This window comes from Actinoplanes sp. NPDC020271 (assembly GCF_044388125.1).
Classification (GTDB): Bacteria; Actinomycetota; Actinomycetes; order Mycobacteriales; family Micromonosporaceae; genus Actinoplanes.
This window is the reverse complement of sequence record NZ_JBIRWQ010000014.1, coordinates 153,870-166,758: the sequence shown is the minus strand read 5'-3', so window position 1 is coordinate 166,758 and position 12,889 is coordinate 153,870. Positions and strand designations below refer to the sequence as shown.

Sequence of the window (12,889 nt, the reverse complement as noted above, 5' to 3'; positions counted from 1 at the left end):
TGCAAAACCGGCATCAGATGGCAGTAAGGACCCAGAAAAGGGCCGGTCTAGTTGAAAAAGTGGTCGAGTGGCCCGGGCCCGGCGCCCAGCTCCCACCCGGCGCCGCCGCGCAGCGCGCCGGTCACGTACTCCTTCGCCGCCGCGATCGCCTCCGGCACCGGATCACCCAGCGCCAGCCGCACCGCGATCGCGGACGAGAACGTGCACCCGGATCCGTGGTTGTTCCGCGTCGGCACGGCCTCCCCACGCAGTTCGGTGATCACGCCGCCGTGCCAGAGCACGTCGACCGCGAGCTCGCTGCCGGTCACCACCACGGCGCGCGGCCCGGTCCCGGCCAGGCGAGCCGCTGCCGCGGCCATCTCCGAGGTGGTCCCGGCGCGCCCTCCGACGAGGGCGGCGGCTTCCTGCCGGTTCGGCGTCACGACTTGCGCATACGGCATGAGCACCGACACCACCGCGGCATCCCCGAGCCGGCTTCCGGAGGTGGACACCAGCACCGGGTCCACGACCAGGTTCGGCAGGTCCGCGGCCCGGTCGGCGATCACCTTCGCGACGGCCGGATCCGCGATCATCCCGACCTTGACCGCAGCCACCGGCAGATCGGTGAGCACGGCGTCGAGTTGTGCAGCCACGATCTCGGCCGGAACGGGGTGGATCGCGGTCACACCGAGCGTGTTCTGCGCCGTGATCGCCGTGATCACCGACGTCCCGTACGCCCCCAGCGCCGCGAACGTCTTCAGGTCGGCCTGGATCCCCGCGCCGCCCCCGGAGTCCGACCCGGCAATCGTCAGCACCACCGGCGGCGTCATGCTCGCACCCGCCGATCGGCACCGAACGCACCGGCCAGCGTCCGGGCGACCCGCTCCGGGTTCGCCGCGCGCATGATCGCGCCGAGCACCGCGATCCCGGCCGCGCCCGCGGTCGCGCACTCCGCCGCCCGGGCCGCCGAGTCCACCCCGCCCAGTGCCAGCCACGGCGTGCTCCCGGCCAGTTCGGCGGCCCGTTCCACGCCGAGCGCCGGCCCGTATCCGGGCTTGGTCGACGTCAGGTAGATCGGCGAGAGCGTCACGTAGTCCACGTCGGACAGTGGTTCGGTGCCGTGCCACGAACGGCCGACGAGCGCCACACCGGCCGGGCGCGGGTCGGCGGCGGCCAGGTGCACCGCGTCGCCGCCGAGCGGGTCCGGTCCGGAAACGATCAGCCGGCCCGGGGGCACCACGGCGCGCAGCCGGGCGGCCAGGTCGGCGCGCTGCTCCACGGGGAGATCGCGCTCGCGGAGGACGATCCAGGCGGCTCCACCGCGTACTGCTGCGGCAATCGTCTCCACCAGCGGCCCGGCGGCGGACCGCCGATCGGTGAGCACGACGAGCCCGCCGGGCGTCACCACACCGGGATCCCGTCGTCCGAAGTGGAGGCCAGTGCGTGGAAACGGCGGGGGATGCGCCCGGCCTGCCGCGCGAGGCGACCGGCGGCGACCGCGTGCCGCATCGCCGCCGCCATCACGGCCGGCGCGTCGGCCCGGGTGACAGCGCTGGCCACGAGCACCGCGTCGCAGCCCAGCTCCATCGCGAGCGCCGCGTCGGAGGCGGTGCCGATGCCGGCGTCGAGGACCACCGGCACGTCGACGTTCTGCCGGATCAGCTCGATGTGGTGCGGGTTGGAGATACCCAGGCCGGAGCCGATCGGGGAGCCGGCCGGCATGACCGCGGCGCAGCCCGCGTCGGCCAGCCGGCGGGCCAGGATCGGGTCGTCGGTGGTGTACGGCAGGACCGTGAACCCATCCGCGACCAGCGCCTCGGCGGCCCGGAGCAGCTCGACGCCGTCGGGCAGCAGGGTTCGCTCGTCGCCGATCACCTCCAGCTTGATCAGGTCGGTCTCGAACGCCTCGCGGGCCATCTGCGCCGTCTTGATCGCGTCCCCGGCGGTGAAGCAGCCGGCGGTGTTCGGCAGGATCCGCACCCGGAGCCGGTCAAGCATCGGCAGCAGTCCCGGCCCGGCCGCCTCGACCCGGCGCAGCGCGACGGTGACCAGGTCGGTCCCGGACGCGATGATCGCCTCTTCGAGCGCGGCGAGGCTGTTCGCGCCGCCGGTGCCGAGGATCAGCCCGTTCTCGGGCAGGAGGTCGCCCATCGTCATCCTCCCTGGGCCGCGGTCAGCACCTCGACCGCGTCGCCGTCGGACAGGTCGACCTGCCCCCAGGTGGAACGCGGCACGACGGCGCCGTTCACGGCGACCGCGACCCCGCGGTGCGCGTCGGTGATCTCGGCGACCAGTGCGGCCACCGAGCAGGTTTCCGGCCGGGTCTCATGCCGGCCGTTCACGATCAGGCGCATCCGAACCTCCCGGGGGTGAAGTCGTCGATGATCGGGTCCGCGGTCCCGGTGAGCACCAGGTCGGCGACGAGCCGCGCGGTGATCGGGGTGAGCAGCACCCCGTTGCGGTGGTGGCCGGCGGCGACGTAGACGTTGTCCCTGAAGTGACCGATGATCGGCGCGTTGTCCGGGGTGCCCGGGCGGTGGCCGACGGTGACCTCGGTGAGCTCGTGCTCGGCGAGGCCGGGGACCAGGTCGAGGGCGGCCCGCAGCAGGTCGTGCACGCCACCGGCGGTCGGGTGGCGGTCGGTGCGTTCCTCCTGGGTGGCGCCGACGACCACTTCGCCGTCGGCGCGTGGGACGAGGTAGACGTGCCGGCCGTCGGCAGCGCCGTCGATCACGTGCCTGAGCAGGCCGGGTTCACCGCGAAGGCGCAGCACCTGGCCTTTGACGGGCCGGATCGGGAGCCCGGTGAGCCCGGCGGTGCCGCAGCCGGCGGCCACGACGATGCGGTCTTCCGGCAGAGCGGCCACAGCACCGACCTCGGCCTGGACGAATCGTCCATCGAGGACCCCTCGCAGAGCGTTGACGACTCTGCGCGGGTCAACTTGACGCTCGGTCGGCGAATAGGCCCCCGCCCGGATCCGCGGCGACAGCGCCGGCGAAAGGTCGCGCAGCTGAGAGCCGGTGAGCGGCGACAACTTCTGGTGCTTCCACTCCCGCGCCATCTCGGCCACGTCGTCCGCGGTCAGCGCCACCCCCAGCGTCCCGGCGTCGTCGTAGCCGACGTCACCGAGCGCCGCCGCGAACTCCGGCCACAGCTGGTTGGACGCCTCGAGCAGGCGTTCCAGCTGCGGGAACTCGAAGACCGACTCGCCGCCGGGAGCCAGCATCCCGGCGGCGACATGCCAGGCGCCGTCCGTTCCGTCCGGCGCCGGGTCGTAGACGGTGACGTCCGCCCCGCGACGCAGCAGCTCGGCACCGATGGCGAGCCCGACGATCCCGCCACCGATGACACCGACCCTCATGCCGGCACACCCAGGGCCTGCAGGAACTCGTCGACGGCGCGAGCCGGATCGGCGGTGAACGCGGAGATCGCCGCGACCCCGTGCACCCGCCCGGCGAACCGCGGCACGTGCGCCGGCGTGATCCCGCCGATCGCCAGCACCGGCGTCCCCGGGACGGCCGCCGCCACCCCGGCGATCCGGTCCGGCCCGAGCGGTGGTGGCAATCCGTCCTTCGTGGACGTCGCGAAAGCGGGCCCGACCCCGAGATAGGAGGCGCCCCGCGCGATCGCTTCACGGGCATCTTCCGCCGTACGGCACGTCGCCCCGACAATCGCATCCGGCCCGAGCACCCGGCGTGCGGCGTCCACGGGCAGGTCGTCCGCACCCACGTGCACTCCGTCGGCGCCGGCCGCCAGCGCGACCCCGACGGAATCGTTGACCAGGCACATCGCGCCGGCCGCGCGACAGATCCGGACGGCGGCGACGGTCACGGCGTACGCCGCATTGTCGTTGCTCTTGACCCTGATCTGCACCGCGACGCCGGGCCGCGCCACCGCGCGAACGACCTCGACGTCGTCGGTCAGAACGTGGAGCCGGGGAAAAGACAAAGCGTCCATGACGCACTCCTCCCTGCGCCGGCATTACCCGGATCAGGTTCTACGGTCGGGGGCCGCTTCAGCCCCCCTCTCAGCCCGGTGCCCGGACTCCCGTGGGTTGTTGTAACCGGACCATAACCGGTCCGTGACGCTTCGCGCTAGCGGGTGCCGCCGGTGACTTGCGACTCGGTTTCCCGGCAGCCGCAAACTACAGGGCTGCCGGGAAACCGAGTCACCGGTTACCGGCGGCACCCGCCAGCGGAGCGAAGCGGAGCCATCGAGCTCAGCGCACGTCCCAGACCGGTTCCGGAACCTCCACGACCTCGTTGTCGCTCCTGAAGAGCACGAACCGATCGAAGGACCGCGTGAACCAGCGGTCGTGCGTGACCGCTATCACCGTCCCGTCGAAGGCCTTCAACCCCTCCTCCAGTGCCTCCGCCGAGGCCAGGTCGAGGTTGTCGGTCGGCTCGTCGAGCAGCAACAACGTCGCCCCGGAAAGCTCCAGCAGCAGCACCAGGAAACGCGCCTGCTGTCCACCGGAGAGGGTGCCGAAACGCTGGTCGCCCTGGGCCGACAACTCGTACCGGCTGAGGTGTTTCATCGAACCGGCCCGGTCCATCCCGGAGCGATGTTCGTCACCCCGCCAGAGGATCTCGACGAGCGTCTTCTCCATCAGCTCCGGCCGGTCGTGGGTCTGCGAGAAGTGCCCGGGGCGCACCCGGGCACCGAGCCGCGCAACCCCGTTGTGCTTCACGTGCGCGAGCGGCGCCCCGTCGACCGGCTGATGTTCCACATCGGGTTCGCTGCCACCGGCCGCGAGCAGGCGTAGGAAGTGCGACTTGCCGGTGCCGTTAGCGCCAAGGACCGCGACGCGGTCGCCGTACCAGATCTCCAGGTCGAACGGGAAGGTCAGATCTTCCAGCTCCAGGTTCTCGCAGATCACCGACCGTTTACCGGTGCGACCGCCGCGCAGGTTCATCTTGACCGCCTGCTCCTTGGGCGGCAGCGGCGGCGGGCCGGCCTCCTCGAACTTGCGCAGTCGCGTCTGCGCGGCCTGATAGCGCGAGGCCAGGCCGTCGTTGAACGCGGCCTTGTTCTTCAGCGTGAAGACCAGCTCGCGGAGCTTCTCGTGCTCCTCGTCCCACCGGCGGCGCAGCTCCTCCATGCGCTCGTGCCGGTTGGAGCGGGCCTCGTGCCAGGAGGCGAACCCGCCGGGGTGCGTCCACGCGCCGCCGCCCTCGACCGCGACGACCCGGTCGGCGGTCTGCGCCAGCAACTCCCGGTCGTGCGAGATGAACAGGATCGACTTGTTCGACTCGCGGATCCGTTGCTCCAGCCAGCGTTTCGCGGGCACGTCGAGGAAGTTGTCCGGCTCGTCGAGCAGCAGCACCTCGTCGTTGCCGCGCAGCAGCAGGTCGAGCGCGAACCGTTTCTGCTCACCGCCGGAGAGCGTGCGCACGATCCGGCTGCGCGCCTCCTCCCACGGTTTACCGAGGATCGAGACCGCGACCGTGTCGAACAACACCTCGGCGTCGTAACCGCCGGCCTCACCCCAGTGAGCCAGCGCGTTCGCGTACGCGATCTGGCTCTTCTCGGTCTCGTCGAGCGCCTCCGTGGCCTTCGCCAGCCGCGCTCCGGCCTCCCGCAACGGCTCTGCGACCAGGGACAACGCGAAGTCCTCGAGCGTACGGTCGTCGCCGATCATCCCGATGAACTGGCGCATCACGCCCAGGCCACCGGAACGCGCGACCGTCCCGCTCTGCGTCGGGATGTCCCCGGCCACCGTCCGCAACAGGGTGGTCTTGCCGGCCCCGTTCGGCCCGACCAGCGCGACCTTGGCGCCCTCGCCGACCCGGAACGACACGTCGGTGAACAACTCCCGCCCGTCGGGCAGCACAAAACCGACACCGGCGACATCCACGTAACCCATGCCCGGCATCCTGCCCGGTCAAGGTCTCGGACGGCAGCCGGTTTTCCGGTCACCGGCAGCACGCGTCAGGAGGTCGCGCCCGGGAGGGTGACCTTCAACACCCGGAAACCCTTCTGGCTGGCGACCCGCTCGACCTGCCGGCCGCGCTCGACCAGCCAGGCGTGCAGCGAGTCTCCCCCGAGATTCCGGTTGATCACCAGCCAGGCGACCCCGCCCGGCGCCAGCCGCGGCAACCAGCGCTCCATCAGCGCGTGCAGCTCGGCCTTGCCCACGTGGGTCGGCGGGTTGCTCCAGATCTGGGCAAACCGCACCTCCTCCGGTACGTCGTCGGGAGCGCTCACCCGCACCCGCGCACCGAGCCCCAGCTTGGTCGCATTCTCGCTGGTCAGCTCGCGAGCGCGGGAGTTCACGTCGATCGCGTGCACAGTCGCGCGCGGCGCCTCGGACGCCAGCACGCAGGTGATCGGCCCATAGCCGCACCCGAGGTCCAGCAGATCCCCCTCGACGGCCGCGCCCGGCAGGTCCGCCTTGCGCAGCAGCACCGCGGTCCCCGGGTCGAGCCGCCCGGCGGAGAACACCCCGGAGGCCACGGCGAGCCGGTAGTCCCGGCCGGCCACGCTGAACTCGATCTCGCCCCGGCGCATCGGGGCGTCCGGGTCGGTGCTGAAGTAATGCTCGGCGGTCACCCCACAAGTTTCCCGCGTCACAACGCCGCACGGCGCACCGGGTGCCGGACAGACTGTGCGTTCATCGACTGACGTGCGCACCTAACTTGTGCCCATGCGCTTCGCCACCCCGACGCGCTCCGCCCATCGCGCCGCCCCGGCAGCCGGTCTCGTGCTGCCGTCCGCACCGTTCCCGCGATCCTCCGGCCAGCATCGGCAGCAGGTCCGGGCTCGTCCGCAGCGGCACGTGCGGCGTGAGCCGTACCCGGCCATGACCATCCTCACCCGCGGCCTGGCCGCACTGATCGTGCTCGGCATCTGCCTGGTCTCGGCGTTCCTGATCGTCGGCGACGAGAGCCAGGGCCCGGCCGCCGGCGAGAGCCGCATCGCCTCGCGCGCCGACGATCCGCGCCCCCTCACCGTCGCCGAGGTCTTCCCCACCGGCTTCGCCGGCTTCGAGGTCAAGACCACCTCCGACCAGGCCGACTGCACGCTTGCGGTCACCGGCGCCCTGCGCTCCGCGATTTCCGCGTACGGGTGTTCGCAGGCCGTCCGAGCAACGCTGAACGCCCCGGCGAGCGGCTTCGAAGTGACCGCCGGCGTCCTCAACCTGGCCGACTCGCAGAGCGCCGCGGCGGTCGGCGACCAGGTCGGCCGCCTGGTCGAAGCCGACGACGGCAGCTTCACCGCCCTCAGCGGCGAACAGGCCCCGCCCGGTACGCCGATCGGATACCGCGCCCACGGCCACTACCTGCTCTACTGCGTGATCACCGGTACCGGCGGCGAGCCGGTCACCAGCACCGACCCGGCCCTGCCGCGCGTGACCGGCGACCTGCTCGACGCCTACCTCACCGAGCAGGTCCTGGACCACCGCTCCTAGGTTCTGTCCACGGATCACGTGGGAGCGAGGCGTGGCCCAGCCCCGCGTGATCCGCGGACAGAACCTAGCCGGCACGCGAGTGGTCAGGCGCGCAGGCGGCGGGTGGCGTCGGCGCGGGCCGCGTACTCCTCCTGCGCCGGATACCCCACCGCGACCAGCGTCAGCCCGTGCGCCGGAGCCACGGTCACCTCACTGGACCGCTCCCGCAGGGTGAGCAGCTTCGCCGGCCACTCCGGCTCACGACGCCCCTCACCGACCGCGAGCATCGCGCCGACCAGGCTGCGCACCATCGCCTGGCAGAACGCGTCGGCCTGCACGGTCGCCACCAGCGTCCGGTCCGCCTCGCGGCGCCAGTCCAGCCGGGCGATCGCGCGGATCGTGGTGGCGTGCTCCTTGCGCTTGCAGAAGGCGGCGAAGTCGTGCTCCCCGAGCAGCCCCGCCGCGGCGGCGTTGAGCCGGTCCAGGTCGAGCGGGCGCTGCCAGCCGATCGTGTCGTAACGGCGCAGCGGCTCCGGCCCCCAGCCGTCGTCGCAGACCCGGTACTCGTAGCGCCGGAACGTGGCCGAGAACCGTGCGTCGAACGTCTCCGGGACCGGCACCACGCCCTTGACCCGGGCATCCGGCGGCATCAGCGCGCTCAGCCGCCGCAGCAGCGAGCCGGCCAGCTCCTCGTACCGCTCGGCCGGCAGCTCGATGTGACAGACCTGGCCGGTGGCGTGCACTCCGGCGTCGGTGCGTCCGGCCACCGTGAGTCCCAGCGGCCATTCCTCGCCCGACGCCCCGAGGATCCGATGCAGGGCCTCGGTCAGAACCCCTGCGACAGTACGACGGCTGGGCTGTGCCGCCCAGCCCGAGAAGTTCGCGCCGTCGTAGGAGACGTCGAGTCGAAGGCGGATCTTTTCCGTCATGCCGCAGCGCGCTCCTCGGCCGGGCCCACGATCCGCCTCGCGTCGCCGCGCCACGGGACTGGGCTCACGTCGTACCAAATAATCGTTTTTCAAAGCGTGAAGCCCGGCACCCTCTCGGATGCCGGGCTCCTCGTCGACGCCGGATCAGGCCTTGTCGGTGTCTTCGCCCTCGGCCTTGGTCCCGGGACCGTCGGCCTCCTTGTCACCGGAAGCGCTGATCGGAGCCTCGGCGTCCTGGTCGTCGGCGACCGCGGCGGGCGCGGTCTCCTCCTCCGGGGCCAGAGCCTCGACCTTGTCCTGCTGCGCGGCCTTGCGAGCGGCGGCCTTGGCGGCCGGAGCCGGCGCGTTGGTGGCCGCGATCGGGGCCTCCTCGACCAGCTCGATGATCGCCATCGGAGCAGCGTCGCCCTTGCGGGGACCGGTCTTGGTGATCCGGGTGTAGCCACCGGGACGGCCCGTGTATCGCGGAGCGATCTGCTCGAACAGGGCGTACACGACGTCCTTGTCCTTCACGACGGTCAGCACCCGGCGACGGGCGTGCAGATCGCCGCGCTTGGCCTTCGTGATGAGCTGCTCAGCCAGCGGGCGCAGCCGCTTCGCCTTGGTCTCGGTGGTCTTGATCTTCCCGTGCCGGAAGAGCTCGGTGGCCAGGTTGGCCATGATGAGCTTCTCGTGTGCCGGGCTGCCGCCGAGGCGGGCACCCTTGGTGGGCGTGGGCATTTCCGATGCTCCTTGAAAAGATGGCGCCAGGCCCGAGAGCTTAGAGCTGCTCGGTCTCGCGGTAATCGTCGGTGTCGTAGTCCACGTCGCCGAACGAGTCCACGACGTGCGCCGGGTCGAAGGACGGCGCGCTGTCCTTGAGGCCCAGGCCCATTCCGGCGAGCTTCATCTTGACCTCGTCGATGGACTTCTGGCCGAAGTTCCTGATGTCCAGGAGGTCGGCCTCGGTACGCCCTATCAATTCGCCCACCGAGTTGATGCCCTCACGCTTGAGGCAGTTGTACGACCGGACGGTGAGGTCCAGCTCCTCAATCGGGAGAGCCAGGTCGGCAGCGAGCTGCGCGTCCTGCGGCGACGGGCCGATGTCGATGCCCTCAGCGGTCTCGTCCAGCTCCCGGCACAGCCCGAACAGCTCGACCAGGGTCGAGCCGGCCGAGGCCAGCGCGGTCCGCGGCGAGATGGACGCCTTCGACTCGACGTCGATGATCAGACGGTCGAAGTCGGTGCGCTGCTCGACACGGGTCGCCTCGACGCGGTAGGTGACCTTGAGCACCGGCGAGTAGATCGAGTCGACCGGGATCCGGCCGATCTCCGCGCCCGCGCTCTTGTTCTGCGCCGCCGTGACGTAGCCACGACCCCGCTCGACGGTCAGCTCCATGTCGAGCCGGCCCTTGCTGTTCAGCGTGGCCAGCTTCAGGTCCGGGTTGTGCACCGAGACACCGGCCGGGGGCTGGATGTCACCGGCGGTCACGTCGCCCGGGCCCTGCTTGCGCAGGTACATGCTGACCGGCTCGTCGTGCTCCGAGCTGACGGTCAGTTCCTTGACGTTCATGACCAGCTCGACCACGTCCTCCTTGACACCGGGGATCGTGGTGAACTCGTGCAGCACGCCGTCGACCTTGATGCTGGTGACCGCAGCGCCCGGGATGGACGACAGCAGGGTGCGCCGGAGCGAGTTACCGAGGGTGTAACCGAAGCCCGGCTCCAGCGGTTCGATGGTGAACCGGGAACGGGTCTCGCTGATCGACTCCTCCGAGAGGGAGGGCCGCTGGCTGATGAGCACGCTGTTCTTCTTTCTGTCCGGCCAACCGCTATTTGATGGCCATCTGGATTGTCCGGCGCCTTTTCAGGGCGCCGGACAACTTGTTACTTGGAGTAGAGCTCGACGATCAGCTGCTCCTGGACCTGCGTGTCGATGACAGCGCGGGCCGGGAGCGTGTGAACGAGGATCTTCATCTCGCTCGGGATCGGCTCGAGCCAGGCCGGCACCGGCCGGGAACCCGCCTGAGCCTGCGCGACGACGAAGGGAGTCATCTCCTTCGACTTCTCGCGGAGCGTGACGATGTCGTGCTCCTTCACCCGGTACGACGGGATGTCGACCTTGACGCCGTTCACCAGGAAGTGGCCGTGCTTGACCAGCTGGCGGGCGGCGTCCCGGGACGCGGCGTAGCCGGCCCGGTAGACGACGTTGTCCAGACGCGACTCGAGGATCTGCAGCAGCACCTCACCGGTCTTGCCGGGCTTGGTGACGGCCTCCTCGTAGTACCCGCGGAACTGCTTCTCCAGCACGCCGTACACGCGGCGGGCCTTCTGCTTCTCGCGGTGCTGGAGCAGGTACTCGGTCTCCTTGGTCCGGCCACGGCCGTGCTGGCCGGGCGGGAAGGGACGCGACTCGAACGGGCACTTCGGCCCGTCACACTTGCTGCCCTTGAGGAACAGCTTCATCTTCTCGCGGCGGCAGCGCTTGCAGTCCGCACCTACGTAACGAGCCATTGTTTCCAGATCTCCCTTAGACCCGACGACGCTTCGGCGGACGGCACCCGTTGTGCGGCTGCGGGGTCACGTCGGAGATCTGACCGACCTCGAGACCAGCGGCCTGCAGCGAACGGATGGCGGTCTCCCGGCCGGAACCGGGGCCCTTGACGAAAACGTCGACCTTGCGCATGCCGTGCTCCATGGCCCGGCGAGCGGCGGCCTCGGCGGCCAGCTGCGCGGCGAACGGAGTCGACTTGCGGGAGCCCTTGAAGCCCACCTGGCCGGAAGAGGCCCAGGAGATGACCGCACCGGTCGGGTCGGTGATCGACACGATGGTGTTGTTGAAGGTGCTCTTGATGTGCGCCTGCCCGTGGGCGACGTTCTTGCGTTCCTTGCGCCGGACCTTCTTGACTGCGGCCCCTGCGCGTGCCTTCGGTGGCATAAGTCAGTGCGCTCCTATTACTTCCGACCGGGCTTCTTCTTACCGGCGACCGTGCGCTTCGGGCCCTTACGGGTACGAGCGTTGGTCCGGGTCCGCTGACCCCGAACGGGCAGACCCTTGCGGTGGCGGATGCCGGCGTAGCAGCCGATCTCAACCTTGCGGCGGATGTCCGCGGCGACCTCGCGGCGCAGGTCGCCCTCAACCTTGAAGTTGGCCTCAATGTATTCGCGGAGCTTGAGCAGCTCCTCTTCCGTGAGGTCCTTGGCGCGCTTGTTCAGGTCGATCGCCGTAGCGTTCAGTGCTTCGACGGACCGGGTGCGCCCGATCCCGAAGATGTAGGTGAGCGCGATCTCCATCCGCTTTTCGCGGGGAAGATCGACGCCGACGAGACGTGCCATTAGTGGGCGTACTCCTCGTTGTTGTCGCGGAGGTCTGTGCCCATCCCTTCCCGCCTGCCCGGGCGGGCCCCGGCCTCCGACCGGGGGTGCAGCCGTCGGACGACGGCTGGGAGGGGCTTATTCAGTGGTACGGATCCTGCGCGGGTCTACTCAGCCCTGGCGCTGCTTGTGGCGCGGGTCGGTGGAGCAGATGACCATGACCCGGCCGTGCCGCCGGATGATCCGGCAGTTGTTGCAGATCCGCTTGACGCTCGGCTTGACCTTCACGGTTTGCCTTAACTCTCAGTCAGACGGGACTTGTGAAATCCCCGCGACCCGACCTTCTCGGCATGGCGCCGGGCCGAGGGCCCGCACCACGTCGAGGAAGGCTCACTTGTAGCGGTAGACGATGCGCCCACGGGTCAGGTCGTACGGCGAGAGCTCGACGACGACCCTGTCCTCGGGAAGGATGCGGATGTAGTGCTGGCGCATCTTCCCGGAGATGTGTGCCAGGACCTTGTGACCATTGGCGAGCTCAACGCGGAACATGGCGTTCGGCAGGGGCTCGATCACTCGGCCTTCGATCTCGATGGCTCCGTCTTTCTTTGGCATGTCCTCCGCTACCTGACATCGGGTTCTGGGGCAGGCTTTGCAACGTCGTACCCGAGCCTCTTGGGACTCGGACCAGCCGCGGCTCCCTCGATCCTCGAAGCGCTGAGGACATGAAAGAGTGGACGCTGCGCGCCAGCAAGCCAGTCTACGCGCACGTTTCGGGGACGCCAAACCGAGGTCGCCCATACCCGGGGTCGGGCGTGTCACGCCCCGCTCAGCGGTCGCGGCGACGGCGATCGGTCAGCGCGCCGACGGCCGTGATGACGACCGGGATCAACACCCAAGCGGGCCAGAAATAGTACGCGTGACCGGAGCTGACCGACGAGACCGCCCAGATCAGCGTGCAGACCAGGAACGCCGTGAGCGCCGAGCCGAACGTGTGCCCGCCGGAGTGCCGGTCCTTGCCGACCGGGGACTGCACCGGCTGCGGCGGCGGGGTGTGCTGCTGGACCTGAGCGTGCTGCACCGGGATCGTGCCGGGCAGGTCGTCGAGGAGACCGTCGAGATCCTGATACGTGCGTGCCGCGTAGGCCCGCTGGACCCGCTCGTCGTACTCGTTCAGATCCAGCCGGCCCTCGTCCAGCGCGGTCTTCAACTGATCCGCGACTCGCTGACGATCGCTGTCCCCGGCCCGCATCCCCTCGCGTCCCATGCGTCACAGCATGCCAGGCGTACGCGAGGGTCG

The 12,889-nt window shown here is 70.2% G+C and carries 18 protein-coding genes and 1 riboswitch; of the genes, 1 reads left to right on the top strand and 17 read right to left on the bottom strand.

The window, feature by feature from the left end; all coding sequences use genetic code 11:
• Positions 1–47: 47 nt before the first annotated feature.
• The 8 genes from thiD to ACH442_RS28520 form a co-directional block, all read right to left on the bottom strand.
• Complete coding sequence (gene thiD / locus ACH442_RS28555; RefSeq protein ID WP_396341178.1) at positions 48–809, bottom strand: bifunctional hydroxymethylpyrimidine kinase/phosphomethylpyrimidine kinase; 762 nt, start codon at positions 807–809, stop codon at positions 48–50.
• Positions 806–1,387 (bottom strand): thiamine phosphate synthase, encoded by a 582-nt coding sequence (locus ACH442_RS28550; RefSeq protein ID WP_396341177.1) that lies wholly within the window; start codon positions 1,385–1,387, stop codon positions 806–808. Before ACH442_RS28550 ends, thiD begins: the two co-directional genes overlap by 4 nt.
• Complete coding sequence (locus ACH442_RS28545) at positions 1,381–2,130, bottom strand: thiazole synthase (protein WP_396341176.1); 750 nt, start codon at positions 2,128–2,130, stop codon at positions 1,381–1,383. The genes ACH442_RS28550 and ACH442_RS28545 overlap by 7 nt, the downstream gene beginning before the upstream one ends.
• 2 nt (positions 2,131–2,132) lie before the next feature.
• The gene (gene thiS / locus ACH442_RS28540; protein ID WP_396341175.1) at positions 2,133–2,333 is read right to left on the bottom strand and encodes a sulfur carrier protein ThiS; all 201 of its coding nucleotides are present in this window, start codon (positions 2,331–2,333) and stop codon (positions 2,133–2,135) included.
• On the bottom strand, positions 2,324–3,340 hold the full coding sequence (gene thiO / locus ACH442_RS28535) for a glycine oxidase ThiO (protein ID WP_396341174.1): 1,017 nt from the start codon (positions 3,338–3,340) through the stop codon (positions 2,324–2,326). The genes thiS and thiO overlap by 10 nt, the downstream gene beginning before the upstream one ends.
• Positions 3,337–3,936, bottom strand: coding sequence for a thiamine phosphate synthase (locus ACH442_RS28530; RefSeq protein WP_396341173.1), 600 nt, complete (start codon positions 3,934–3,936; stop codon positions 3,337–3,339). The genes thiO and ACH442_RS28530 overlap by 4 nt, the downstream gene beginning before the upstream one ends.
• A riboswitch (TPP riboswitch) is annotated at positions 3,930–4,040 on the bottom strand. It overlaps the preceding gene by 7 nt.
• A gap of 158 nt (positions 4,041–4,198) precedes the next feature.
• Complete coding sequence (locus tag ACH442_RS28525; RefSeq protein WP_396341172.1) at positions 4,199–5,845, bottom strand: ABC-F family ATP-binding cassette domain-containing protein; 1,647 nt, start codon at positions 5,843–5,845, stop codon at positions 4,199–4,201.
• Positions 5,846–5,910: 65 nt separating this feature from the next.
• Entirely contained in the window at positions 5,911–6,531 is a 621-nt protein-coding gene (locus ACH442_RS28520; protein ID WP_396341171.1) for a class I SAM-dependent methyltransferase, read from the bottom strand.
• 94 nt (positions 6,532–6,625) lie between these two features.
• Between ACH442_RS28520 and ACH442_RS28515 the strand changes: the two genes are divergently transcribed.
• Positions 6,626–7,390 carry a hypothetical protein gene (locus ACH442_RS28515; protein WP_396341170.1) on the top strand — a complete coding sequence of 255 codons (765 nt, stop codon included), beginning with the start codon at positions 6,626–6,628 and terminating at the stop codon, positions 7,388–7,390.
• Positions 7,391–7,473: 83 nt separating this feature from the next.
• Here ACH442_RS28515 and truA read toward each other — a convergent pair whose 3' ends face one another.
• From truA to ACH442_RS28470, 9 genes are all read right to left on the bottom strand, one after another.
• The gene (gene truA, locus ACH442_RS28510) at positions 7,474–8,298 is read right to left on the bottom strand and encodes a tRNA pseudouridine(38-40) synthase TruA (RefSeq protein ID WP_396341169.1); all 825 of its coding nucleotides are present in this window, start codon (positions 8,296–8,298) and stop codon (positions 7,474–7,476) included.
• Between the two features lie 144 nt (positions 8,299–8,442).
• Positions 8,443–9,018 (bottom strand): 50S ribosomal protein L17, encoded by a 576-nt coding sequence (gene rplQ / locus ACH442_RS28505; RefSeq protein WP_396341168.1) that lies wholly within the window; start codon positions 9,016–9,018, stop codon positions 8,443–8,445.
• Positions 9,019–9,058: 40 nt separating this feature from the next.
• Complete coding sequence (locus ACH442_RS28500) at positions 9,059–10,081, bottom strand: DNA-directed RNA polymerase subunit alpha (protein WP_203739500.1); 1,023 nt, start codon at positions 10,079–10,081, stop codon at positions 9,059–9,061.
• Between the two features lie 83 nt (positions 10,082–10,164).
• The gene (gene rpsD / locus ACH442_RS28495; RefSeq protein WP_396341167.1) at positions 10,165–10,791 is read right to left on the bottom strand and encodes a 30S ribosomal protein S4; all 627 of its coding nucleotides are present in this window, start codon (positions 10,789–10,791) and stop codon (positions 10,165–10,167) included.
• A gap of 16 nt (positions 10,792–10,807) precedes the next feature.
• Positions 10,808–11,215, bottom strand: a complete 408-nt coding sequence (gene rpsK / locus ACH442_RS28490; protein WP_014440747.1) for a 30S ribosomal protein S11 — start codon at positions 11,213–11,215, stop codon at positions 10,808–10,810.
• Positions 11,216–11,232: 17 nt separating this feature from the next.
• Positions 11,233–11,613: a 30S ribosomal protein S13 gene (gene rpsM, locus ACH442_RS28485; RefSeq protein WP_185039472.1), complete on the bottom strand. Its 381-nt coding sequence runs from the start codon at positions 11,611–11,613 to the stop codon at positions 11,233–11,235.
• 150 nt (positions 11,614–11,763) lie between these two features.
• Positions 11,764–11,880, bottom strand: coding sequence for a 50S ribosomal protein L36 (rpmJ, locus tag ACH442_RS28480; protein WP_014687778.1), 117 nt, complete (start codon positions 11,878–11,880; stop codon positions 11,764–11,766).
• A 102-nt stretch (positions 11,881–11,982) separates the two neighbouring features.
• Positions 11,983–12,204: a translation initiation factor IF-1 gene (infA, locus tag ACH442_RS28475; protein WP_007073013.1), complete on the bottom strand. Its 222-nt coding sequence runs from the start codon at positions 12,202–12,204 to the stop codon at positions 11,983–11,985.
• Positions 12,205–12,418: 214 nt separating this feature from the next.
• The gene (locus ACH442_RS28470; protein ID WP_396341166.1) at positions 12,419–12,856 is read right to left on the bottom strand and encodes a DUF1707 domain-containing protein; all 438 of its coding nucleotides are present in this window, start codon (positions 12,854–12,856) and stop codon (positions 12,419–12,421) included.
• Positions 12,857–12,889 lie beyond the last annotated feature (33 nt).